This window comes from Sphingomonas sp. (assembly GCF_965227385.1).
Taxonomy (GTDB): Bacteria; Pseudomonadota; Alphaproteobacteria; order Sphingomonadales; family Sphingomonadaceae; genus Sphingomonas.
Window position 1 is genome coordinate 2,167,705 of sequence record NZ_OZ245750.1, and the last position, 22,095, is coordinate 2,189,799.

General features: G+C 67.5%; 23 protein-coding genes. 18 read left to right on the forward strand and 5 right to left on the reverse strand.

Features of this window, described 5'->3' with window-relative positions; all coding sequences use genetic code 11:
* Nucleotides 1-7: 7 nt before the first annotated feature.
* From ACO05N_RS10475 to ACO05N_RS10500, 6 genes are all read left to right on the forward strand, one after another.
* A complete protein-coding gene (locus tag ACO05N_RS10475) occupies nt 8-940 on the forward strand; it encodes a D-alanine--D-alanine ligase (protein ID WP_422058736.1) in 933 nt (310 codons plus the stop codon).
* A complete protein-coding gene (locus ACO05N_RS10480) occupies nt 937-1,848 on the forward strand; it encodes a cell division protein FtsQ/DivIB (RefSeq protein WP_422057044.1) in 912 nt (303 codons plus the stop codon). The genes ACO05N_RS10475 and ACO05N_RS10480 overlap by 4 nt, the downstream gene beginning before the upstream one ends.
* A gap of 3 nt (nt 1,849-1,851) precedes the next feature.
* Nucleotides 1,852-3,114, forward strand: a complete 1,263-nt coding sequence (gene ftsA / locus ACO05N_RS10485; RefSeq protein WP_422057045.1) for a cell division protein FtsA — start codon at nt 1,852-1,854, stop codon at nt 3,112-3,114.
* 112 nt (nt 3,115-3,226) lie between these two features.
* The gene (gene ftsZ / locus ACO05N_RS10490; protein WP_422057046.1) at nt 3,227-4,714 is read left to right on the forward strand and encodes a cell division protein FtsZ; all 1,488 of its coding nucleotides are present in this window, start codon (nt 3,227-3,229) and stop codon (nt 4,712-4,714) included.
* Between the two features lie 130 nt (nt 4,715-4,844).
* Nucleotides 4,845-6,719: a hypothetical protein gene (locus ACO05N_RS10495; protein WP_422057047.1), complete on the forward strand. Its 1,875-nt coding sequence runs from the start codon at nt 4,845-4,847 to the stop codon at nt 6,717-6,719.
* Between the two features lie 40 nt (nt 6,720-6,759).
* Nucleotides 6,760-7,923 carry a deoxyguanosinetriphosphate triphosphohydrolase gene (locus tag ACO05N_RS10500; RefSeq protein WP_422057048.1) on the forward strand — a complete coding sequence of 388 codons (1,164 nt, stop codon included), beginning with the start codon at nt 6,760-6,762 and terminating at the stop codon, nt 7,921-7,923.
* An 85-nt stretch (nt 7,924-8,008) separates the two neighbouring features.
* Here ACO05N_RS10500 and ACO05N_RS10505 read toward each other — a convergent pair whose 3' ends face one another.
* Together ACO05N_RS10505 and ACO05N_RS10510 are read right to left on the reverse strand one after the other, a co-directional pair.
* Nucleotides 8,009-8,284 carry a hypothetical protein gene (locus tag ACO05N_RS10505; RefSeq protein WP_422057049.1) on the reverse strand — a complete coding sequence of 92 codons (276 nt, stop codon included), beginning with the start codon at nt 8,282-8,284 and terminating at the stop codon, nt 8,009-8,011.
* Nucleotides 8,281-8,517 (reverse strand): hypothetical protein, encoded by a 237-nt coding sequence (locus ACO05N_RS10510; RefSeq protein ID WP_422057050.1) that lies wholly within the window; start codon nt 8,515-8,517, stop codon nt 8,281-8,283. Before ACO05N_RS10510 ends, ACO05N_RS10505 begins: the two co-directional genes overlap by 4 nt.
* On the opposite strand from ACO05N_RS10510, the gene ACO05N_RS10515 reads away from it, so the two are divergent.
* Both ACO05N_RS10515 and ACO05N_RS10520 read left to right on the forward strand, forming a co-directional pair.
* Complete coding sequence (locus ACO05N_RS10515; RefSeq protein ID WP_422057051.1) at nt 8,516-9,961, forward strand: DUF1800 domain-containing protein; 1,446 nt, start codon at nt 8,516-8,518, stop codon at nt 9,959-9,961. The genes ACO05N_RS10510 and ACO05N_RS10515 overlap by 2 nt on opposite strands.
* Before the next feature lie 4 nt (nt 9,962-9,965).
* Nucleotides 9,966-11,120, forward strand: coding sequence for a DUF1501 domain-containing protein (locus ACO05N_RS10520; RefSeq protein ID WP_422057052.1), 1,155 nt, complete (start codon nt 9,966-9,968; stop codon nt 11,118-11,120).
* A 4-nt stretch (nt 11,121-11,124) separates the two neighbouring features.
* Here the strand turns inward: ACO05N_RS10520 and ACO05N_RS10525 are convergent, their stop codons facing one another.
* Complete coding sequence (locus ACO05N_RS10525) at nt 11,125-11,934, reverse strand: class I SAM-dependent methyltransferase (RefSeq protein WP_422057053.1); 810 nt, start codon at nt 11,932-11,934, stop codon at nt 11,125-11,127.
* Nucleotides 11,935-12,010: 76 nt separating this feature from the next.
* On the opposite strand from ACO05N_RS10525, the gene ACO05N_RS10530 reads away from it, so the two are divergent.
* The 10 genes from ACO05N_RS10530 to tatC all read left to right on the forward strand — a co-directional run bounded on the left by ACO05N_RS10530 (nt 12,011) and on the right by tatC (nt 20,055).
* Nucleotides 12,011-12,592: a hypothetical protein gene (locus ACO05N_RS10530; protein WP_422057054.1), complete on the forward strand. Its 582-nt coding sequence runs from the start codon at nt 12,011-12,013 to the stop codon at nt 12,590-12,592.
* Nucleotides 12,593-12,671: 79 nt separating this feature from the next.
* On the forward strand, nt 12,672-13,589 hold the full coding sequence (gene rarD / locus ACO05N_RS10535) for an EamA family transporter RarD (RefSeq protein ID WP_422057055.1): 918 nt from the start codon (nt 12,672-12,674) through the stop codon (nt 13,587-13,589).
* A gap of 56 nt (nt 13,590-13,645) precedes the next feature.
* Complete coding sequence (argS, locus tag ACO05N_RS10540) at nt 13,646-15,376, forward strand: arginine--tRNA ligase (protein ID WP_422057056.1); 1,731 nt, start codon at nt 13,646-13,648, stop codon at nt 15,374-15,376.
* Complete coding sequence (locus ACO05N_RS10545; RefSeq protein ID WP_422057057.1) at nt 15,377-16,087, forward strand: SPOR domain-containing protein; 711 nt, start codon at nt 15,377-15,379, stop codon at nt 16,085-16,087.
* A gap of 95 nt (nt 16,088-16,182) precedes the next feature.
* On the forward strand, nt 16,183-17,184 hold the full coding sequence (gene nagZ, locus ACO05N_RS10550; protein ID WP_422058737.1) for a beta-N-acetylhexosaminidase: 1,002 nt from the start codon (nt 16,183-16,185) through the stop codon (nt 17,182-17,184).
* The gene (locus tag ACO05N_RS10555) at nt 17,181-17,912 is read left to right on the forward strand and encodes a segregation and condensation protein A (protein ID WP_422057058.1); all 732 of its coding nucleotides are present in this window, start codon (nt 17,181-17,183) and stop codon (nt 17,910-17,912) included. The genes nagZ and ACO05N_RS10555 overlap by 4 nt, the downstream gene beginning before the upstream one ends.
* Nucleotides 17,909-18,511 (forward strand): SMC-Scp complex subunit ScpB, encoded by a 603-nt coding sequence (gene scpB, locus ACO05N_RS10560; RefSeq protein ID WP_422057059.1) that lies wholly within the window; start codon nt 17,909-17,911, stop codon nt 18,509-18,511. The genes ACO05N_RS10555 and scpB overlap by 4 nt, the downstream gene beginning before the upstream one ends.
* Nucleotides 18,512-18,539: 28 nt before the next feature.
* Complete coding sequence (locus tag ACO05N_RS10565; protein ID WP_422057060.1) at nt 18,540-18,788, forward strand: twin-arginine translocase TatA/TatE family subunit; 249 nt, start codon at nt 18,540-18,542, stop codon at nt 18,786-18,788.
* A gap of 47 nt (nt 18,789-18,835) precedes the next feature.
* On the forward strand, nt 18,836-19,276 hold the full coding sequence (gene tatB, locus ACO05N_RS10570) for a Sec-independent protein translocase protein TatB (protein ID WP_422057061.1): 441 nt from the start codon (nt 18,836-18,838) through the stop codon (nt 19,274-19,276).
* Nucleotides 19,273-20,055, forward strand: a complete 783-nt coding sequence (gene tatC, locus ACO05N_RS10575) for a twin-arginine translocase subunit TatC (RefSeq protein WP_422057062.1) — start codon at nt 19,273-19,275, stop codon at nt 20,053-20,055. Before tatB ends, tatC begins: the two co-directional genes overlap by 4 nt.
* 13 nt (nt 20,056-20,068) lie before the next feature.
* Here the strand turns inward: tatC and ACO05N_RS10580 are convergent, their stop codons facing one another.
* Nucleotides 20,069-20,203: an entericidin A/B family lipoprotein gene (locus tag ACO05N_RS10580; RefSeq protein WP_294018957.1), complete on the reverse strand. Its 135-nt coding sequence runs from the start codon at nt 20,201-20,203 to the stop codon at nt 20,069-20,071.
* Nucleotides 20,204-20,515: 312 nt separating this feature from the next.
* Entirely contained in the window at nt 20,516-22,045 is a 1,530-nt protein-coding gene (locus ACO05N_RS10585) for a sensor histidine kinase (protein WP_422057063.1), read from the reverse strand.
* Nucleotides 22,046-22,095: the final 50 nt, after the last annotated feature.

Here is a 22,095-nt window from a genome sequence, read left to right on the forward strand (position 1 = left end):
TGACAATGTGAAGCCCCTCCACGTTGCAGTCCTGATGGGTGGCTGGTCGGCCGAGCGGCCGGTGTCGCTGATGTCGGGCGCGGGGATTGCCGAGGCGCTGGAGTCGCTTGGCCATACCGTCACGCGGATCGACATGGATCGCGACGTTGCGGCGAAGCTGGCGGCGGCGAAGCCCGATGTCGTGTTCAACGCGCTGCACGGCACGCCCGGCGAGGACGGGACGGTGCAGGGAATGCTCGACCTGATGGGGCTGCGCTACACGCACTCCGGCATGGTTACGTCGGTGATCGCGATCGACAAGGTGCTGACCAAACAGGCGCTGGTGCCGCATGGCATTCCGATGCCGGGCGGGCAGATCGTGTCGACCGCGTCGCTGTACGAGGCCGATCCGATGCCGCGCCCCTATGTGCTGAAGCCCGTCAATGAGGGGTCGTCGGTGGGCGTGGCGATCGTCACGGCCGAGGGCAATTACGGAAACCCGATCTCGGCGCAGGCGAAGGGCCCGTGGCAGGAGTTCGATAAACTGCTTGCCGAGCCGTTCATCCGGGGGCGTGAGCTGACCACGGCGGTGCTGGGCGACAAGGCACTGCTGGTGACGGAGCTCAAGCCCAAGAGCGGGTTTTACGACTTCGACGCCAAATATACCGACGGCATGACCGACCATATCTGTCCGGCAGAGATTCCGGACGAGATTACCGAGGCGTGCAAGAAGATCGCGCTCGAGGCGCATCGGCTGCTCGGGTGCAAGGGCGCGTCGCGGTCGGACTTCCGCTGGGATGACACCCAGGGGCTGGACGGGCTGTTCCTGCTGGAGGTCAATACCCAGCCGGGGATGACGCCGCTGAGCCTGGTGCCGGAACAGGCCAAGGCGCTGGGGATGAGCTATCCGCAGCTGGTGCAGGCGATCGTCGATGAGGCGATGAAGGACGGGGCCGGATGAGCCGCAAGCCCGCCACCAAGCGCCCCACGGTCAAGCCCAAGCGCCGCGCGCAATCGAAGCGCAAGCAGCCGCATCTGCTCGACCGGATGGTCGCGGCGATGCCGGTGAGCGAGGCAACGCTGCACCGGATCATTGCGTGGAGCATCACCGGCATCGCGGTCGCGTCCCTGATCGGCGTGGCGACGCTGTTCGGCGTGCCGGGCGCGGTCGGGACGGCGTTGGCCGAGGGCGTGGGGCAGGCGGGCTTTCGCGTGCAGCAGGTCGAGGTGACCGGGATCAAGCGCGCCGACAAGATGACGGTCTATAACTACGCGCTGGACGAAAAGAGCCGCGCGATGCCGCTGGTCGATCTGGACGAGGTGCGTGGGCGGTTGATGACGATCGGCTGGGTCGCAGATGCGCGCGTGTCGCGTCGCCTGCCCGATACGCTGGTGGTCGACATCGTCGAGCGCAAGGCGGCGGCGGTGTGGCAGCATCAGGGGCAACTCATGCTGATCGATGCCGAGGGCGTGCTGCTGGAGCCGGTGTCGGCGGACGCGATGCCGGACCTGCCGCTGGTGATCGGCGATGGCGCCTATGCGCAGCAGCCGGCCTATCAGCGGTTGCTGGCGGCGGCGCCCGCGCTGCGCCCGCTGGTCAAGGCCGCGACATGGATCGGCAATCGCCGCTGGGACTTGAGCTTCAATACCGGCGAGCGGCTGGCGCTACCCGAAGGGGAAGATGCGGCGGCCAAGGCGTTGGTCAAGTTCGCCGAGCTGGACGGGGCGGATCGGTTGCTGGGGCGCGGCTATCTGCGCTTCGACCTGCGCGATCCGACGCGGCTGGTGGTGCGAATGCCAGGGCAGGTAGTGCGCAAAGAGATTGAATCGGCGGCAGAAACTGCCAGTGTGAATGTGCAGGGGGAATAAGACATGGCCAAGACCGCGCCCGAAGGACTGATTACCGCACTCGATATCGGATCGTCGAAGGTGTCGGCGCTGATCGCGCAGAAGGGCGATGGCGGCGAACTGGTCGTGCTCGGCACCGGTCAGCGCGAGAGCCGGGGCGTGCAGCGCGGCTATATCGCCGACATGGCCGCGACCGAAGTCGCGGTGCGCGAGGCCGTCGAGCAGGCCGAGCGGATCGCGGGCACGAACATCGAGGATGTGTGGGTCAGCTTCTCGGCGGGCGGGCTGGAGTCGAATATCCTGCGGCTTGAGGTCGATCTGGGCGGGCATCGCGTCGAACAGTCGGACATCGACGACCTGCTCCGCGCGGGGCGTGAGGCGATCAATCCGGGCGGGCGGATGGTGCTGCATGCGCAGCCGACGCGCTACACGCTCGACGGGCTGGCGGGGGTCAAGCAACCGCGCGGGCTGCATGCCGAGCGGCTGGGCGTGGACATCCATGTCGTGTCGACCGAGGGTGCGCCGGTGCGCAACCTGGACCTGTGCGTCCGTTCGGCGCATCTGGAGGTGCGCTCGATCATCGCCGCGCCGGTCGCGACGGGGCTGGCCTGCCTGTCCGAGGAAGAGCGCGAGCTGGGTGTGGCGCTGGTCGAGATCGGCGCGGGCGTGACCAATGTATCGGTGTACAAGGACGGCGTGCTGACCGGCCTCTCGTCGATCCAGCAAGGGTCGGCGGACATCACCGACGATATCGCGAGCGCATTCGGAACGCGGCGCGGGCAGGCCGAGCGGATGAAGTGCTTCTATGGCAGCGCCAACATGACGCCGCGCGACAATCACGACATGATCGACATCGCACCGGCGAGCCTGGAGGAAGAGGGCGATGGCGCGCGGATCACGCGGGCGCAGCTGATCGCGGTGATCCGCCTGCGGCTCGACCGGCTGATGGCGGAGATCGCCAAGGAACTGACGCGGCTCAATTTCGAGGATCCGGTCGGGCGGCAGATCGTGCTGACCGGCGGCGGGGCGGAGCTGAAAGGCGTGGCGGATTATGCGCAGCAGGCGCTGGGCCGGTCGGTCCGCGTCGGGCGTCCGCGCGGCCTGTCGGCGCTGCCCGAGGCGCATGCCGGGCCGGCGTTCGCGACGCTGGCGGGGCTGGCGACGTTTGCGGCGGCCGATCCCGTCGACCTGCGCACGCTGGAGCCGTCGCGCGGGCAGTTGGTGGTGCGGAGCAACCCGAAAGCCATGATCCAGCGGATGATGGCGGCGTTTCGGGCCAATTATTGACATTTCCTGTGGGCGACGGCGGATATCGCTGGAATGGCCCCCGGCGATGGTGCAGAAACAGGGTTACAAACAGGTGTCGCTTGGGGTGCGCGCCTGAGGAGACACAAAGAAGATGAGCATCGACTTCCTTCCGCCCGACCTGGATGAACTGACGCCGCGCATCACGGTGATCGGCGTCGGCGGCGCGGGCGGCAACGCGATCGCGAACATGATCCGCGCCGAAGTGCAGGGCGTCGAGTTCCTGGTCGCCAATACCGACGCGCAGGCGCTGAAGCAGTCGAGCGCGGGTCAGCGCATCCAGCTGGGTGCGAAGATCACGCAAGGGCTGGGCGCGGGCAGCCGGCCGGAGATCGGTCGCGCCGCCGCCGAAGAAACGATCGAAATGGTGCAGGAAGCGCTGAAGGGCGCGCATATGTGCTTCATCGCAGCCGGCATGGGCGGCGGCACCGGCACCGGTGCGGCGCCGGTCATCGCCAAGGCGGCGCGCGACATGGGCATCCTGACCGTCGGCGTGGTGACCAAGCCATTCGCGTTCGAGGGCAAGAAGCGCGCGATGTCGGCGGAAGCGGGCATCGAGGAACTGCAGAAGTTCGTCGATACGCTGATCGTCATCCCCAACCAGAACCTGTTCCTGGTCGCCAACGCCAACACGACGTTCAAGGAAGCGTTCGAGATGGCGGACGAGGTGCTGCAGCAGGGCGTGCGCGGCATCACCGACCTGATGGTCATGCCGGGCCTGATCAACCTCGACTTTGCCGACGTCCGTGCCGTGATGAGCGAGATGGGCAAGGCGATGATGGGCACCGGCGAGTCGAGCGGCGACAACCGCGCGATCGAGGCGGCGCAGCAGGCGATCGCCAACCCGCTGCTCGACGGCGTGTCGCTGGATGGTGCGAAGGGCGTCATCGTGTCGATCACCGGCGGCGAGGATATGCGCCTGCTCGAAGTGGACGAGGCCGCGAACCATATCCGCGAGCTGGTCGACGACAATGCCAACATCATCTGGGGTTCGGCGTTCAACCCCGACCTGGAAGGCAAGATCCGCGTGTCGGTCGTCGCGACCGGTATCGAGGCCGATGCGTCGGCCAAGCCGGCCGCTCCGGCTGCCGCCGAGGCCAGCCGCAGCTTCTCGTTCGGCACCGTGCGTCGCCCGCTCGGCGCAGCCGCCCCGGCCGCGGAAGCCCCGGCAACCGTTGCTCCGGAGCCGCAGCCCGAGCCTGTAGCGCAGGTCGCACCGGAGCCGGAAGCACCCGCGCCGGCGCCGGCCGCAACGGATGAGGATGAATTCACGCTGGAAGCGCCGACCGCGCTGCCCGCCGACGAAGCGGACGAGCTGGTGCTCGGGTCCGACGCGGTCGTCCCGGAAGCCCCCGCCGCGCAGGAGCCGCCGCGCGAGCCGACGATCCGCCGTCGCTGGCTGACCGGTGGCGATGACGAGGAAGTTTCGGTGCCCGCACCGGCCCCTGCCGAAGCGCCCAAGGCCAAGACCGGCGGCACGCTGTTCGAGCGCATGGCCGCGGCGCGCAACGGATCGAAGGACGACGACGACAAGGATCCGCTGGACATCCCGCGCTTCCTCAACCGTCAGAACAACCAGTAATCGAACGGGGCTCCGCGCGTGCCGCGTGCGGAGCCCCGGCGTCCCGTCGTGGTTACGCCCCGGCCTGTCCCCGGCGGATCGCACTGACAGCTGATGTTCAGCCCCTGGATGATGTAGCCTGCGGACTCCCATGAAAAGCGCAGCCCGATCCATCCGCCTTTCCCTGCTGCAGAGCGTCGCGCTCGTGCTCGCGGTTCCGGCGGTTGCGCCGCATGCGGTCGCGCAGGAAGTGGCACCACCGCCGACGCCCAATGCCGACCGGCTGGCGGAGCAGATGCGCATCCTTGCCACCGACCCGCGCAACGTGCCCGCGTTGCTGGCGGCTGGGGAGCTGAGCGCACGGCTGAACGATCCAGCGGCGGCGGCGGGGTTCTTTGCCCGTGCGCAGGCGCTGGCACCCGGCAATCCGCGCGTCGCGGCGGGTCAGGCGATGGTGATGGTGCGGGCGGAACGGCCGGGCGAGGCGCTGCGGCTGTTCGCGCTGGCCGAGCGCGGTGGCGTGGCGATGGCGCCCTATGCCTCGGATCGCGGTCTGGCCTATGACCTGATCGGCGCACAGGCGCATGCCGAGCGCGAGCATCGCATTGCGATGGCACAGGGAGCCGATGACGAAACGGCGCGCCGCTTTGCCTATTCGCTGGGGATCAGCGGACGCACGGATGAGGCGATGAAGGTGCTCGATCCGCTGCTCCGCCGCAGCGACCGCGCGGCGTGGCGCGCGCGCGCCTTCATTCTGGCGATGAATGGCGATGCTGCCGGGGCCGACCGGATCGCGGCGAGCATGATGGGCGGCGTGGGCACGGCATTGTCGCCGTTCTTCCGGCGCCTGCCTACTCTTAGCCCCGCCGACAAGGCGTTTGCGGTGCATTTCGGCGAGCTGCGCCGTACCCCTTCGCGCATCGCCGATGCGCAGGTCGCGCCGCCCTTGCCCGCGATTGCGCCGGTCCAGATGGCCGCCGCGCCGCCCCCGCCTGCGCAACCGCGCGGGCGGTCGTCCGCTTCACCGTCGGCAGCGGCAAGCCCTGAGCGCCGGATGAGCGCGCGCGAGCGGCGGGCGCAGGAAGCGGCTGCCGCGCGCCAGGCGGCGGCTGATGCCGAAGCAAAGCGGATCGCCGATGCGCGCGCGGCGCAGGAGGCGGAGGCGCAACGGCGCGCCGAGGCCGCACGGCTTGCCGAGCAGCAGCGGCTGGAAATGGAACGCGTCGCAGAGGCGCAGCGCCAGGCCGAAGCCCGGCGGCTGGCCGATGCGGAGCGTGCGGCCCAGGCGCAGCGTGAGGCGGATGCCCGCGCCGCGCAGGAGCGCGCAACGCGGGAGGCCGAGGCGCGACGCTCGGCCGAAGCGGCGACGGCATCCGCTGCCGCTCCACCGCCGCCAGCTGCGCCGGTCGAGGTCGCCCGCGCTCCGGTCACGGTCGTCACGCCGCAGCCGGCCCCGCGGCAACCAACGCCGCGCGTGGGGAGCGAGGACAATGTCATCGCGCGGATCATGGCGGGGATCACCATTCCCGCGTCCGAACTGGGCGTCGATCCGCTGCCTGGGCGGGCTCCCGAGCCGGAGCCGGTTGCTGCGACGGCTGCTGCACCTGCGCCGGTTGTCGAGGCGGCCAAGCCGAGGCCCGAGCCGGTGGCCAAGGCGGCTGTAGCCACAAAGCCGGACGCCAGGGCCAAGCCCGGCACTGCCGCCAAGGTGGAGGCCAAGGCGAAACCGAAGATCGACCCGGCCAAGGCGGAGCCGGCGCGGCATTGGGTTCAGGTCGCCGGCGGAGCGGATGTCAAGGCGCTGCCCAAGGCGTGGAAGGCGGCGATCGCCGACGCGCCGGCCGAATTCCGCGGCAAACAAGCATGGACGACCCCGCTGCGCTTTACCAACCGGTTGCTCGCCGGGCCGTTCAAGACGGCGGCGGCCGCACAGGAGTTTGTCAACGCGATCCGCAAGAAGGGCGTCGAGTCCTTTGCGTGGACCAGCGAGGCCGGACAGAAGATCGAGAAGCTCGACGTCAAATGATCTATGCGGCGGCGATGCCGATTCGCCTGAATGTCGCCCGATGACCCTAGCCCCGTACGCCAGCGATCCCGCGTGCAGTCGCGGGCGGCTCCACGACGAAGGACAGGGCACCGCACGCGGGCCGCGCGATGCGTTTCAGCGCGACCGCGACCGCATCGTGCATTCGATCAGCTTTCGCCGGCTGCGCCACAAGACGCAGGTGTTCATGGCGCCCGATGGCGACCATTTCCGGGTCCGGCTGACCCACAGCCTGGAGGTGGCGCAGATCGGGCGGACCGTCGCGCGCACGCTTGGGCTGAACGAGGATCTGACCGAGGCCTTGTGCCTTGCACATGATATCGGCCACCCGCCGTTCGGCCATGCCGGGGAGCGGGCGCTGGAGGAAGCGCTGAACGGGCAGGGCGGGTTCGACCACAATGGCAACACGCTGCGTGCGCTGATGGTGGTCGACTGCCCCTATCCGGGGTGGGACGGGCTGAACCTGAGCTGGGAGACGCTGGAGGGGCTGGCCAAGCATAACGGGCCGGTGACCGCGCCCGGCTGGGCGCTGGCGGCGGCGGATGCGGCATTTCCGCTGGAGCTTACCCAGCATAGTTCGCTGGAGGCGCAGGTCGCGGCGATTGCCGACGACATCGCCTATGACAATCACGATATCGATGACGGGCTGCGCGCAGGGCTGCTGACGCTCGATCAGCTGCTGGACGTGCCGCTGGTCGCGCGCGGGTGGGATGCGGTGCGGGCGCGGTTCCCGGACGGTTCGCCCAAGCGCCTGATGCGCGAGCTGGTGCGGGCGCAGATCGGGGTGATGGTCAACGACCTGCTCGACGAGACGCGGCGGCGGATTGCCGAGGCTGGAATCGAGACGGCGGCCGATGTGCGCGCGGCCGGGCGGGCGCTATGCGGCTTTTCCGACGCGATGCGCGAGGAGGAGCGGGCGCTCAAGCGTTTCATGTACGCCAACCTCTATCACCATCCGCACCAGCTGGCAGCGGCGGAGATGGCGCATGGAGTGATCGCGGGGCTCTATGCGGCCTATGCCACCGACCCGGCACTGATGCCCGAGGCGTGGCGCGCGACGCTGCCCGAAGGCGAGCCGTGGCGGAGCCGTCATATCGCCGATTTCATCGCGGGGATGACCGACCGCTACGCGATCTCGCGGTATCGCGAGGTGGTCGGGGCGATCGAGTTGCCGGAAGGGTTTTGACGCGAAATGGGAGGACGTCGCCGTCCTCCCCCTTCCGTCGCCGCTGGCGATACCTCCCCCTTGCGGGGGAGGCTTTGCGTTTCGCTTAGCGCGCAGCCGTCTGAACGGCGGGGGCGAGCGGCTTGGCGATGCGGAACGACACCGGGGTACCGCCCACGCGGCCGGTGACCTGCTTGCCGCGGACGACCAGCGTGTAGGACGAACCGCCGGGAAATGCCTTGCCCTCGAGCACGGTGGCGTCGCCATCCTGCTTGCTGGTGTAGACATAGGTGACGCCGTCACGCTTGAAGCTGCGCTCGCTGGCATAGGCGGCGACCGGCAGGCTGAGGAGGACGGCGGCGCTGATGAAGGTCTTGATCACGATCTTTCTCCCTTGAAGATTTGAAGGGCCAGATCGGCATCCAATATTGTTCTGTTCTTGCGCCCATTGATATGCTGCGCCGCAACAATGCCAAGCGCGAAGGATGCAAGTGCGATTGCGCTGGACGCATCGAGGGCAGAGCGAGTGATTTGTGCGACAAATTGTGCTGCTGGCACAGATTTGCGACAAAGCGGGTGTAGCGTTCGATGGTCACTCTTCGGGATATTGCCCATGTCGGACGCGAGCATTGCCCTCAACCGTTTCGGATTAGGCGGAAGGGCGGATGCGTCCGCACCGGCTGATCCGCGCCGCGCGCTGATCGACCAGATGGCGCGGTTCGATGCGCGGCCCGGCGCCATCGCGGCGCTGCCCGGTACGCCGGTGATTGCCGCCGCAGTTGCCGACTATCTGGAAGAGCTGCGCATGGTGCAGCGCGCGTTGCGACAAGAGCGCCGCGCGGGCGATGCGATGCCCGAGGGCGAGGCGGCCGACCCGGCGCGACAGGTGCGTCAGGCCAATCGGCAGCAGGGGCGCGACTTCTACATGACCGCGGCCGGCGCTCGCGCGCAGGCAGCGGTGGCCAGCGACACGCCCTTCGTCGAGCGATTGGTACATTTCTGGTCGAACCATTTTGCCGTTTCGGCGGACAAGCAGACCATGGTTGGCCTGGCCGGCGCGTTCGAGTTCGATGCGATTCGGCCGCATGTGCTGGGCAGCTTTCGCGACATGCTGCACGCGGTGGAGCGGCATCCGGCGATGCTGCTCTATCTGGATCAGGCGCAGTCGGTCGGGCCGGGCAGCGTTGCGGGGCAGGCGGCCGCGCGGCGCGGCGGGCCGCAGCGGGTGGGCCTCAACGAGAATCTGGCGCGCGAGATATTGGAGCTGCACACGCTGGGCGTACGCACCGGCTATACGCAGGCGGACGTGACCGAATTTGCCCGCGCGATGACCGGTTGGAGCGTTGCGAGAATCACGCGCGGTCCGGCGGCGCGCTTTGCCGGGCTGGAGGGCAAGCCGGGGAGTTTCGTCTTTGCCGGGCGCATCCATGAACCGGGGACGCGCACGATCCTCGGCAAAAGCTATACCCAGCAGGGTGAGCGGCAGGCGGCGGCGGTGCTCGACGACCTGGCCGTGCATCCGGCGACGGCGAAGCATATCGCGGTGAAGCTGGCGCGGCATTTTGCGGGGGACGAACCGCCAGCCTCGCTGGTCGGCAAGCTGGAGGCGGCATTCCTGAAATCCGGGGGCGACTTGCCGACGCTGTATCGCGTGCTGATCGAGGCGCCAGAGGCCTGGGTGGCGCAGCCGGTCAAGTTTCGCACGCCGTGGGAATGGTCGATTGCCGCGATGCGTGCGCTCGGCACGCGCCAGATTCCAGGTGAGGCGGTGCTGGGGCTGATGAACCAGCTCGGCCAGCCGGTGTGGCGGCCGGGATCGCCCGCCGGGTTCGACGATATCGCGGCGAGCTGGGCCGGGCCGGACGCAGTAATGCGGCGGGTCGAGGCGGCCGAGCGGATGGCGGCGCGCACCCGCGACACGATCGATGCCCGCGCGCGGGCGGCGGTGCTGTTCCCCGGCGCGCTCAGCGCCACAACGAGCCAGTCGATTGCACGCGCCGAAAGCGCGTCACAGGGCGTCGCGCTGATGCTCGTCGCCCCCGAATTCATGCGGAGATAATGTGATGATCAACCGCCGCAATCTTGTTCTGACCGGCGCTGCGGGTGCGCTGTCGCTGGGCTTTGCGCCCCGCCTTGCCTTTGCGCAGGCTGCGAGCGACCGCCGGTTCGTGTTCATCATTCAGCGCGGTGCTGCCGATGGGCTCGGTACGCTCGCGCCGGTGGGCGATCCGGCCTTTGCCGCGCAGCGCGGGGTGCTGGCGCAGGATTTCGCCGACGCGACCAAGCTGGACGCGATGTTCGCGCTGCACCCGAACCTGAAGAATGTGGCGCAGATGTATGCGGCGAAGGAGGCGCTGTTCGTCCACGCGGTCGCATCGCCCTATCGCGACCGATCGCATTTCGATGCGCAGAATGTGCTCGAGACCGGTGGCGCGGCGGCCTATCAGCTCAAGGACGGTTGGATGAACCGCCTGCTCTCCGTGCTGCCGAATGACGAGCGCAAGGGCATCGCGATTGCCGCGACGATCCCGATGGCGCTGCGCGGCAAGGTGGAAGTGGCGTCCTATGCGCCATCGGTCCTGCCGGATGCGTCGGACGACCTGCTCGGGCGGGTCGCGATGCTGTATGCGCAGGATCCGCAGCTGCACGCGATCTGGGAACAGGCGACGGCGACGCGGACGCTGACCGGCGATCTGGCGGCGAACAACGGGCGCAATGCGGCGGCGACGGGTTCACTCGCTGCGCGGCTGCTGGCGGCGGACAATGGCGCGCGGATCGCGATGATCGAGACCGGCGGCTGGGACACGCATGCCGGGCAGCGCGGACGGCTGGGTGCGCAGTTGAACGGCCTCGACCAGATGATCGCGGCGTTGAAGACTGGCCTCGGGCCGCTGTGGGGCAAGACGATGGTGCTGGTTGCGACCGAATTCGGGCGGACGGTGAAGGTCAACGGCACGCAGGGCACGGACCATGGTACCGGATCGGTCGCCTGGCTGCTGGGCGGCGCGGTCAAGGGAGGGCGCGTCGTCGCCGACTGGCCGGGGCTGAGCGATGCGGCGTTGTATGAAGGGCGCGACCTGCGCCCGACGGCTGGGCTCGACGCGGTGATCGGCAGCGCGGCTGCGGCGCATTTCGGGGTCGATCCTGCGCGCGCAATGCCGGCGCTGTTCCCCGGGCAAAAGAGCGCGCGGGCGATGGACGGGTTGGTACGGGTTTGACGCTTCAGTCCGGCTTGCGCGCCATACCCACCAGCGCGGTGGAGGTGATCCCCTCCGGCGGCAGGTCGGCGGCGAGGGCGGCGGCTTCTTCGGCAAAGGCGGTGCGCTGGGCTTCGTCGAGCAGTTGCCACACTGGCGACCACCCATAGGCAAGCTTGGCGTGGTCGCGGAACCAGTCGACCGGCGGAGCGGGCCAAGCATAGCTGACCGAATGGACGGCTACGGGCTGTAGCCCCGCCTCAACAAAGGCCGCGTCGAGCAATTCGGGTGCGTTGAACAGCCGCGCCATCGGCAACGGCACCGGCTGGTCGGGGAACAGCCGCTGGGCGGCTTGCGCGAAGAGCTGAGCGGGACCGGCGCCGCCCGCATTTTCCCATACCGACACGACAGCAAGGCCATCAGGGCGGAGCACGCGCGCCATTTCGGCGAAGCCTGCGGCTGGCTCGGGGAACATGAACACGCCGAAGATCGAGAAGGCGGCGTCAAAGTGATCGCTGGGGAAGTCGAGACTTTGGCCGTCCATCACCAGTGCCCGCTGGCCGGGCGTGACCTCGGCAGCGCGGGCCTGAGCGATCTCGACCATGCCGGGCGAGAAGTCGATGCCGACCGCGTCTGCACCGTCGCGTAGCGCCGCCACCAGCAATGCACCGGCCCCGGTGGCCACATCTAGGACGCGCGCGCCTTTGGGCAGCGCGGCAAGCTCCCACGCGGCCTGCGCATAGCGGCCCGTCATCCGGTCAGCCTCGGCGGCATAGTTGGTGGAGACCGAATCCCAGTGAGCGGGATCGTGGATTGCGGGAGCATTGCCGGACATGATGTTTCCATAATGATATAATGTTACATTTGTCAACAGCTTGCGTACCGCGCCATTTGATCGCACCGACCATGATATGGCCTATGTCACGCTTTTTCTGCTCGCCTTCGGGGTCAATCTGTTGCCCGCATTCGGGCCGCCGACCTGGTCGATCATCGTGCTGTATGGGATCAATGGCGATCAGGCGCTCTGGGCTCTGGTGCTGATCGGGGCGGTGGGCGCGGCGCTCGGGCGGCTGATGCTGGCGGTCGGGGCGCGGCATTTCGGGAAATGGCTGCCGCAACGGATGCAGCGCAATATCGCGGCGGCGCGCGTCGCGGTGGAGCGGCGCAAGCATAATGTGCTGATCCTGCTGGCGCTGTTCGTCATCTCGCCGCTGCCGTCGGCGCAATTGTTCATGGCGGTGGGGCTGGCGCGCGTGCCGCTGCTCGGCTTTACCGCCGCCTTCTTTACCGGGCGGCTGTTTACCTACGCCTTTTACGGCTGGACCGCGCGCAAGGTGCGGGAGAGCGACATCGGCGAAGTGATGTTTGCCAATCTGACAAGTCCCTGGGGGATCGCGTTGCAGGTGGCGATGCTGGGCGTGCTGGTGGCGCTGGTGAGCATCGATTGGTCACGGTGGCTGAACGTCGATCGCGACAACGCGCCCAAGGAGTGAAGCGCACGCGCTTGGGCCGAAACGAAATCTTTCAAGCGCTTGCCTTTCCGCAGCGCAGCAAAGCGCCTATCTCCTACCCATGGCCCGGTCCGATCCGCCCCCAGCGCCCGAGCGCCTCGACCGCGCCGGGCTGGTGCAAGGGCTGGGGGCCTATGGCATCTGGGGCGTGCTGCCGCTGTTCTTCTTCGCGCTGAAGGGCGTCGGCGCGGGCGAGGTCGTCGCGGGGCGGGTGCTCTGGTCGCTCGGGCTGCTCGCGATCGTCATTCTGGCGCTGGGGCGAACGTCGGCGATCATTGCTGCGCTGCGCAATCGCCGCGCGATGCTGTTGCTGAGCGCAAGTGCGGCGCTGATTTCGGTGAACTGGCTGGTCTATATCTGGGCGGTGCATCACGGCCATGTGCTTGAGGGGAGCCTCGGCTATTTCCTCAACCCGCTGGTCAATGTGCTGCTGGGCGTCGTGCTGCTGCGCGAAAAGCTCGGGCGGGCGCAGACGGTGGCGGTGGCGCTGGCGGGACTTGGGGTCGCTGTGCTGGCGCTGGGCGCGGGGCAGGGGATCTGGATCAGCCTGACTTTGGCCTTTTCGTTCGGCTTTTACGGGCTGGTGCGCAAGGTTGCGCCGGTCGGTGCGCTGGAAGGGCTGACGCTGGAGACCGCGATCCTCTCGCCGTTTGGCTTGGCCTATCTCTACTGGCTGTCGACGCATGGCGGGCTGGAGTTCGGCAACGAAACGCTGGCGACGACGCTGCTGGTGCTGTCGGGCGTGGTGACTGCGGTGCCGTTGCTGTTGTTCGCTGGAGCGGCGCGGCGGCTGCCCTATTCGACGCTGGGGCTGCTGCAGTACCTCGCCCCGACGATGCAGTTCGTGCTGGCGATCACCTATTTCGGGGAGCGGGTGACTACCGCGCACCTTATCTGTTTCGCGCTGATCTGGACGGGCCTGGCGATCTATGCCGCCGACGGACTGCTGGCCGCGCGCCGCCGCCGCGTCACCGCGTGACGAACGCCCCCGGGTGCGCTAGAGCGCCCGGCTTCGGAAAACCATTGGACCCGCACATGACGCTCTACACCCGTTTTGCCGCCCATCTCGACGCCGCGCTGGATGCCCTGGTCGCATCCGGCGATCTGCCGGCGGGGCTGGAGCGACGCGCGGTGACAGTGGAGCCGCCGCGCGACGTGACGCATGGCGACCTGGCGACCAACGCCGCAATGGTGCTGGCCAAGCCGGCGGGCACCAACCCGCGCGCGCTGGCTGAGAAGATCGCGGCCGAGCTGGAAAAGCTGGACGAGGTGTCGGCGGTGTCGGTCGCCGGGCCGGGCTTCATCAATATGAGCCTGACCGATGCGACGTGGCGCGGTGAGCTGGCCGCGATCACGCAGGCGGGCGAGGCCTATGGCCGGTCGCAGGGCGGCGCGGGCGTGACGGTGAATATCGAATATGTCTCCGCCAACCCGACCGGCCCCATGCATATGGGCCATTGCCGCGGCGCGGTGGTGGGCGATGCGCTCGCCAGCCTGCTCGAAGCGGTCGGGCATAAGGTGATCCGCGAATATTATGTCAACGACGCGGGCGGGCAGGTCGATGTCCTCGCGCGGTCGGCGCATATCCGGTACCGCGAGGCGCTGGGTGAGAATGTCGGCGACATTCCCGAAGGCCTGTATCCGGGCGAGTATCTGAAGCCGGTGGGCGAGCGGCTGGCGCGCGAGCATGGCGATGCGTTTATCGGCAAGGGCGAGAGCGCGTGGCTGGCGCTGTTCCGCAAGGAAGCGGTCGCCGACATGCTCGTCATGATCCGCAACGACCTCGCCTTGCTCGGCATCCATCACGACCTGTTTTCGTCCGAGGCGGAACTGCAGGCGGCGGGCAAGCCGGAAGAGGCCGAGGCGTGGCTGCGTGCCAACGACCTGGTCTATGACGGCGTGCTCGAAGCGCCCAAGGGTGAGACGCCCGAGGATTGGGAGCCTGTCGAGCTGCCGCTGTTCCGTTCGACCGAATTCGGCGACGATCAGGATCGCCCGATCAAGAAGTCGAACGGCGCCTGGACCTATTTCGGCGCGGACATGGCGTACCACTTCCAGAAGGCGCAATCGGCCGACCAGCTGATCGACATCTGGGGTGCGGACCATGCCGGGACGGTCAAGCGGATCACCGCCGCCGTCGCCGCGCTGACCGGGGGCAAGACGCGGTTCGACGTCAAGCTCGTCCAGATGGTGCGCCTGCTGCGCGCGGGCGAGCCGGTGAAGATGTCCAAGCGTTCGGGCAATTTCGTCACGCTGGCGGATGTAGTGCAGGAGGTGGGCAAGGACGTGGTCCGCTTCACCATGCTGACCCGCAAGGCCGATGCGCAGATGGATTTCGACTTCGCCAAGGTGGTCGAGGCGTCGAAGGACAATCCGGTTTTCTATGTCCAATATGCCCATGCGCGGGTGGCATCGCTGCACCGCAGGGCGGTGGACGCCGGGCTGGATGTGTCGGGCGCGGCCGATCTGTCCCTGCTTGATACACGCGAATTGGGGCTGGTGAAGCTTGCCGCACAGTATCCCCGCGTGGTCGAAGGCGCGGCCGCAGCGCGTGAGCCGCATCGAATCGCCTTTTATCTCTATGACTTGGCGGCTGAGCTGCATTCGCTGTGGAATCTTGGCAATGACGATCCGGCGCGGCGCTTCCTGCTGACCGACCAGCCCGAGCTGACCCGCGCACGGCTTTTCCTGGCCGACGCAATCGGGCAGGTTATTCGTAACGGCCTCAACATCATGGGGGTCGAAGCGGTTCAGGAGCTGAGCTGAATGAACGCGGGCGAGGAGTATAATGACGACCGGCTGCCCTGGTTGGAGACGGTCGAGGATGAGTATCGCGAAGGGCCGTCGGTCCTGCGCATCATCCTGCTGGTGCTGGTGGGGCTGGCGATCATTGCGGCGGCAGCCTTTGGCTGGTGGTGGTATCAGCGCACGGTGACGGGCGAAGGCACCGGCGCGCTGATCAACGCGCAGGAGGGCGAATACAAGGTCAAGCCGGACGAGCCGGGCGGCATGAAGGTCGAGGGCGAGGGCGACACCGTCTTCGCCGCGAGCGAGGGGGCGACCACCAACGGGTCGGTCGATGTCTCGGCGGTGCCGGAGACTCCGGTCGACGGCAAGGCTGCGCCCAAGGCGAGCCCGACCCCGGTCAAGGGCGCTAGCCGCGTCGTGGCGCCGATCCCGACCGGATCGGTTCCCAAGGCCGCCGCGCCGGCCCAGGCCGCGCCGGGGCCGTCGGCGGGCAGTGCCACAATCCAGCTCGGATCCTTTCCGAGCGAAGCAGAAGCCAATGCCGCCTGGGCGCGACTGTCCAAGCGCTTTTCCTACCTTGCGCCGCTCGGCAAGGGGATCGCCAAGGCGGATGTGAACGGCAAGACCTTCTATCGCCTGCGCGTCAATGCGGGCAGCAACGGGCAGGCGCGCGAGTTGTGCGGCAAGCTGAAGGCTGCGGGCGAGGCATGTTTCCTCGCGGCGGGGTGACGCAGCCCGTCGCGCTGCGCTTGTCGAAGCGCCGTTCTTCTCCCTAGAAGAGCAGCACTGCCCTTCGACATGCTTGGGGCGAACGGAGGTTTGTTCTGAAGCCCGTGATTTTCGGCCTGTCCGGCCCTGTCCTTACCGCCGACGAAGCTGCGTTCTTCCGCGACGCGGATCCGCTCGGTTACATCCTGTTCGGGCGCAACTGCGTCGATAGGGCGCAGATGCGCGCGCTGACCGACAGCTTGCGCGATCTGTCGGGTCGCGACGATCTGCCGATCCTGATCGATCAGGAGGGCGGACGCGTCGCGCGGATGCAGCCGCCCGAATGGCCAGCCTTTCCCGCCGGTCCCGCCTTCGATGCGCTGTACGAGGTCGCGCCGTCGTCGGCGATCGAGGCGGCGCGGGCCAATGGCCAGGCGCTGGCGCTGATGCTGGCCGAGGTCGGGGTCAATGTGAACTGTGCGCCGCTGCTCGACGTGCGCATGCCCGAGACGACCCCGGCGGTGGGCGGGCGGACTTTCGGGAGTGATCCGATGCGCGTGGCCGCGCTCGGCCGCGCGATGCTCGACGGGATGGCGAAGGGCGGCGTGGTCGGCGTGGTCAAGCATATGCCCGGCCATGGCCGCGGCGTGGTCGACAGCCATTACGAGCTGCCGGTGGTCGATGCCGACGATGCCGCGTTGGAGCGCGATATCGAACCGTTCCGCACGCTCAGGGACGCGCCGATGGGGATGACCTGCCATGTCGTGTTCAAGGCGTGGGATGCGGACCATCCCGCGACGCTGTCGCCGACCGTGATCCGCGACGTGATCCGCGGGCGGATCGGATTCGACGGCCTGCTGATGACCGACGATATCGACATGAAGGCGCTGAGCGGCACGGCGGGCGAGAAGGCGGCGCAGGCGATTGCGGCGGGATGCGATGTCGCGCTCGATTGCTGGGCGCGGATGGGCGAGATGGAGGAGATTGTCGGGCGCCTGAGCGATGCGCCGCCGGTGACGCTAGCGCGGCTGGAGCGGGCGATGGCGCGCGCGCGGCCCGAGCCGGGCGCGATCGACGACCTGATTGCCAAGCGGGAGGCGTTGCTGGCGCTGGCATGACCGATCCCGCGCCCCTCACCATCGACATCGACGGCTGGGAAGGGCCGCTTGACCTGTTGCTGGCGCTGGCGCGGAGCCAGAAGGTCGATTTGCGCCAGCTGTCGATCCTGCAGCTGGTCGACCAGTATCTGACCTATGTGAACGAGGCGCGCGAGCTGAAGCTGGAGCTGGCTGCGGACTATCTCGTGATGGCGGCGTGGCTGGCCTATCTCAAATCGGCACTGCTGCTGCCGCGCGATCCGGAGATCGAGCCGAGTCCGGAAGAGATGGCACTGCGGCTACAATTGCGGCTGGAGCGGTTGAGTGCGATGCGCGAGGCGGGGGCGCGACTGGTGGCGCGCGACCGGCTGGGGCGCGACGTGTTCACGCGCGGCGCGCCGGAGGGGCTGAAGACCGTGCGCAAATCGCGCTGGCAGGCCGAGATTTATGACCTGATCGCCGCTTACGGCCAGATCAGCGCACGCACGCGGCCGGTGATGCACATCGTCGCGGTGCGGCCGGTGATGACGCTGGAGGATGCGATCCACCGCGTCTCCGAACTGATCGGGCAGCGGATCGAGTGGAGCACGATCGAGAGCTTCCTGCCCGAGGATGCCAGCGGTTCGTACCGCAAGTCGGCGCTGGCCAGTTCGTTCGTCGCGGCGCTGGAACTGGCCAAGCAGGGGCGGGTCGAGATCCGCCAGAAGTCCGCCTTTGCGCCGCTGTATCTGCGCGGGATCGAGGCATGACGCCGCCCGATGAAACGATGCGTGCGGTGGAGGCGGTGCTGTTCGCGGCGGAGCAACCGCTGACGCTGACCGATCTGCGCGCCTATATCGGGGACGAGGCGGATATCGCGGGCGCGCTGGTGGCGCTGACCGAGCATTATGCCGGGCGCGGGATCGAACTGGTCGAGCGCGGCGGGCGCTGGCATTTCCAGACCGCGCCGGACCTCGCCAATTTCCTGCGCCGCGATCGCGAGGACAGCCGCAAACTCTCCCGCGCGGGGATCGAGACGCTGGCGATCATCGCCTATCACGAGCAGGTCACGCGCGCCGAGATCGAGGCGATTCGCGGCGTGCAGATCAGCAAGGGCACGCTCGACGTGCTGATGGAGGCGGGGTGGATCCGCCCGGCGGGGCGGCGCGAAGTGCCGGGACGGCCGCTGATGTACGCGACGACGCCCGAATTTCTCAGCCATTTCGGGCTGGCGAGCCGCCGCGACCTGCCCGGGATCGACGATTTGCGCGCCGCCGGGCTGCTCGATCCGGTCGGTCTGGCGTTCGAGGCTGCACATTCGGAGTGCGCAGACCCGGAAGCGGTGGAAACTGCCGACGAAGACGACTAGATAGCCGGGGAATCAACGGAGAGTTCCGATGGGTAGCATGAGTCTGGTTCACTGGCTGATCGTCGGTGTTCTCGTAATCCTTCTGTTCGGCGGCAGCCGCTTCTCGAACATGATGGGAGACGTCGCCAAGGGCATCAAGCAGTTCAAGAAGGGCATGGCGGAGGACGACGACGCGGCTCCCAAGCCCGCCGAGATCGAAGCCAAGCGCGTAAGCGACCCGCAGCCGCACGTCCCGAACACCGCGACCGAAGCGCGTCCTGCGCAGGACGAGCGCTGATTTTTCCGCCGCGGCCCGACGCCGCGGCCTTGCTGGCCGGCTGATCGATGCTCGATTTCAACGCACCCGAATTTCTGGTGGTGGGCATTGTCGCCCTGCTGGTGATTGGGCCGAAGGATTTGCCCAAAGCGATGCGCTTTGTCGGCCACTGGGTCGGAAAGGCGCGCCGCGTCGCGAGCCAGTTCCGCAGCGGATTCGACAATATGGTCCGCGAGGCCGAGCTGGCCGAGATGGAAAAGAAATGGGCGGAGGAGAATGCGCGGATCATGCGCGAGCATCCGCCCGAGAAAATGCTCCCCGCGCCGGTCTATGATCCCAACCCGCACGGCGCCGCACCGGCAAACCCGGCAGGTCCGGACGAGGATGCGCCACCCGTGATGACCGAGGCTCCGGCGCTGCTGGACGATCCGGCCGACACGGTGCCGGATGCCGCGACCGAGCCGACGCGCAAGCCGCGCGCGCCCCGCAGGAAGAAGGCGGAGTCGTGAACGACACCGACGAACTCGCCAACACCGAAGCGCCCCTGCTCGACCATCTGATCGAGCTGCGTCGGCGGCTGCTCTATTGCGTGGTGGCGCTGGTGGTGACCTTTGCCGCCTGCTTCTACTTCGCGCGGCCGATTTTCGGATTTCTGGTGCACCCGCTCGCTGCGGCGGGGCAGGATCGGCTGATCTTCACGCAGATTTTCGAAGCGTTCCTGGTCCAGATCAAGGTGGGCTTCTTCGGTGCGCTGATGCTGTCCTTTCCGATCATCGCCAACCAGTTGTGGCAGTTTGTCGCGCCCGGCCTGTACCGCAAGGAAAAGCGCGCGCTGCTGCCGTTCCTGCTGGCAACCCCGGTCCTGTTCTGTTCGGGCGCGGCGATGGCCTATTATTTCGCGATTCCGGTCGCGCTCAACTTCCTGCTCGGGCTGGAGGGCGACCTGGGTGGCGGGGTGAAGCAGGAGGCGCTTCCGGCCGTCGGCAACTATCTCGATTTCGTGATGCAGTTCATCTTCGCGTTCGGCATCTCGTTCCTGCTGCCGGTGCTGCTGATGCTGCTCGAGCGGGCGGGGATCGTTACCTACGAGCAGCTGAAAAGCGCGTGGCGCTATGCGGTGGTCGCTGCGTTCGCCATTGCGGCGGTGTTGACCCCGCCGGATATCGGGTCACAGCTGTTGCTGGCCGGGCCTTTGTGCGGCCTGTATTTCCTGTCGCTGATCGCCATCAAGATTACGCGCCGGAGCCGCGAAAAGGAAGCGGCGGCCGAAGCCGCCGCTGAAGGGTAAGAAGAGCTCAGGCTTATTTGGCGTCTTCGGCGGTCTTGGCGACGGTATCGCCAGCCGACTCGACGTCGCGGCCCAGACCTTCGACCGTGTTGCAGGCCGACAGTGCAAGGCCACCCGCCAACATCGCAATCGTCAGAATCTTACGCATCACGCTTCTCCGTTTCCACAGTTGTGCGAGGGCGAAATGCCCGGCACGCGACATCGTTCCGCGCGTGATCTTAACGGCTTAGGTGATGTCGCTGAGACGAATAAGGCCCGGAAGCGTCACCGGGGGGGGGGGAGGGGTTGACGCTTCCGGGCCTGTGTCGTGGATAGCGAGAGCGGGGGGGCAAAAGGTCACTATCCGAAGTAAAAAACACGCAACCCGAACCGGGGTTCCAACAGCCTACAATTTTTTTTCGGTTTTTCGTTGGGCGCGTCGGTTATCTGCGCGCCCGTGGAAACCATGAGGAACGCGCGGTCAGGTCCGGCCGGTGATCGCGATCGCGAGTTCGAAGGCGCCGATCAACGGATCGTGATGCAATTGCGACCGTAGCTGCCGCACCAGCCCGCCGATGACGCGGCCGTATCGATGCTCATGCAATGCCGCAAATTCCGGTGAGTCGGTCAGCGCCGGCGAACTGATGCGCAGCACCGTGCTGTCGGGCTTTGCCGGGTCGCTCTGGGTCGAAATGTTGATCTGCGCGCCGGGCGACGCGAGCATCGCGAGCTCGACGATCTCGGTGATCAGGAACGAAATCGCGACCGCCGCATCCTGCGATACCAGCAGCGGTTCGATATTGAGCATGATCCCCACCGCGTTGCGCTCAGGCGCGGTCGCGCGGATATTCGATGCAAGCTCGCCGATCACTGCGCGAATCTCGATGCCGCGCGTATCCTCGAAGCCGGCATAATGGTGGCGATGGACGACCGCGAGCGCATCGACGCGGCGCTGGATCGAGGCATAAGCCTCTAGCGCGCCCGGCTCGGCAGCGACGCGGGCATGGAAATTGATCAGGCTGGCGATGACCTGCAGGTTGTTCTTGACCCGGTGGTGCACTTCGCGCGTCAATTTGGTCTGGCGTGACAGGCCTTCGGCAAGATCGCGTTCGTGCAACTGGACGGTCTGGCTCAGCTCCCGGAAGGTGTCGCCGAGGGCGCGGATCTCCTGGGCCGGGATATCGCTGCCCGCGATGGGATCTATCACCTCGCCCGGTTGATACGCGCCGACCGTGGTGCGCAAGCGACGCAATGGACGGATCAGCAGCCGGTCGACCACAAACCACGCGATCGTGGCGGCGAGGAACCACATCAGAAACGGTGACAAGGCCGCGATGATCGCCGAGGACGTGACCGGTGCGCTCGGCACCGTCATCTGCAGCTGCAAATCCTCGATATCCAGATCGACGGTCTGTCGTTCGGTCCGCGCGAGCAGCGTCTGCGCGCTGAGCTCGCGCAGGACCAGCGAACGATCGGCGCTGATCAGTTCCATCCCGTAATCGCCCGCCATGCCCGTGGGTGCGGCCGACTTGGCGAGGAAATCGGTCGGGAAGAACGCCCGGGCAATGTGTCCTGCCGGCCCGGTAACTTCGATCTGTGCGCCGGTTCCGGGCAGCAAGCGGATCGGAGAGGGCGCGTCGGATGCAGCCGGCGACAGGGCCGACGGAATGGGTTGGCCGCAGATGAGCCGCATCGACGGGTCGAGCACCACATAGCGGATGCCCTGCGCGGCTTGCGGCTCGAACAGGCCCGCCAGACGTCCGCAATTGGGCGCCTGGTCCGGACCACTGGGGAGGGCGCCGCGCACCTCGCGCAGCTCCCAAGCGAGCTCGCCGCGCAGCGAGCGCGCAGCTTCGCTCATGGCAACCCGCAGGCGCGCGCGAACCTCTTGGTCCGCGATGCGGGTGGTTTGCAGCGACGCAAGAAATGCGACGAGCGCCAGCGGCAGGAGTGCCGCGCTCAGGATCAGAAAGACCTTGGCACCGGTCGGCATTCGGGCGATGGCAACCATGGGGCCAGCGCCGCCCTGGCGCTTCAACTCATCCACCGCCATGCACGCTC

Bases quoted from the DNA above. Each gene is read 5' to 3' on its own strand.
- ACO05N_RS10480 (WP_422057044.1), top strand. From the start codon at position 937: ATGAGCCGCAAGCCCGCCACCAAGCGCCCCACGGTCAAGCCCAAGCGC.
- ftsA (WP_422057045.1), top strand. From the start codon at position 1,852: ATGGCCAAGACCGCGCCCGAAGGACTGATTACCGCACTCGATATCGGA.
- ftsZ (WP_422057046.1), top strand. From the start codon at position 3,227: ATGAGCATCGACTTCCTTCCGCCCGACCTGGATGAACTGACGCCGCGC.
- ACO05N_RS10495 (WP_422057047.1), top strand. From the start codon at position 4,845: ATGAAAAGCGCAGCCCGATCCATCCGCCTTTCCCTGCTGCAGAGCGTC.
- ACO05N_RS10500 (WP_422057048.1), top strand. From the start codon at position 6,760: ATGACCCTAGCCCCGTACGCCAGCGATCCCGCGTGCAGTCGCGGGCGG.
- ACO05N_RS10515 (WP_422057051.1), top strand. From the start codon at position 8,516: ATGTCGGACGCGAGCATTGCCCTCAACCGTTTCGGATTAGGCGGAAGG.
- ACO05N_RS10510 (WP_422057050.1), bottom strand. From the start codon at position 8,517: ATGGGCAATATCCCGAAGAGTGACCATCGAACGCTACACCCGCTTTGT.
- ACO05N_RS10520 (WP_422057052.1), top strand. From the start codon at position 9,966: ATGATCAACCGCCGCAATCTTGTTCTGACCGGCGCTGCGGGTGCGCTG.
- ACO05N_RS10525 (WP_422057053.1), bottom strand. From the start codon at position 11,934: ATGTCCGGCAATGCTCCCGCAATCCACGATCCCGCTCACTGGGATTCG.
- ACO05N_RS10530 (WP_422057054.1), top strand. From the start codon at position 12,011: ATGGCCTATGTCACGCTTTTTCTGCTCGCCTTCGGGGTCAATCTGTTG.
- rarD (WP_422057055.1), top strand. From the start codon at position 12,672: ATGGCCCGGTCCGATCCGCCCCCAGCGCCCGAGCGCCTCGACCGCGCC.
- argS (WP_422057056.1), top strand. From the start codon at position 13,646: ATGACGCTCTACACCCGTTTTGCCGCCCATCTCGACGCCGCGCTGGAT.
- ACO05N_RS10545 (WP_422057057.1), top strand. From the start codon at position 15,377: ATGAACGCGGGCGAGGAGTATAATGACGACCGGCTGCCCTGGTTGGAG.
- ACO05N_RS10555 (WP_422057058.1), top strand. From the start codon at position 17,181: ATGACCGATCCCGCGCCCCTCACCATCGACATCGACGGCTGGGAAGGG.
- scpB (WP_422057059.1), top strand. From the start codon at position 17,909: ATGACGCCGCCCGATGAAACGATGCGTGCGGTGGAGGCGGTGCTGTTC.
- ACO05N_RS10565 (WP_422057060.1), top strand. From the start codon at position 18,540: ATGGGTAGCATGAGTCTGGTTCACTGGCTGATCGTCGGTGTTCTCGTA.
- tatB (WP_422057061.1), top strand. From the start codon at position 18,836: ATGCTCGATTTCAACGCACCCGAATTTCTGGTGGTGGGCATTGTCGCC.
- ACO05N_RS10580 (WP_294018957.1), bottom strand. From the start codon at position 20,203: ATGCGTAAGATTCTGACGATTGCGATGTTGGCGGGTGGCCTTGCACTG.
- ACO05N_RS10585 (WP_422057063.1), bottom strand. From the start codon at position 22,045: ATGGTTGCCATCGCCCGAATGCCGACCGGTGCCAAGGTCTTTCTGATC.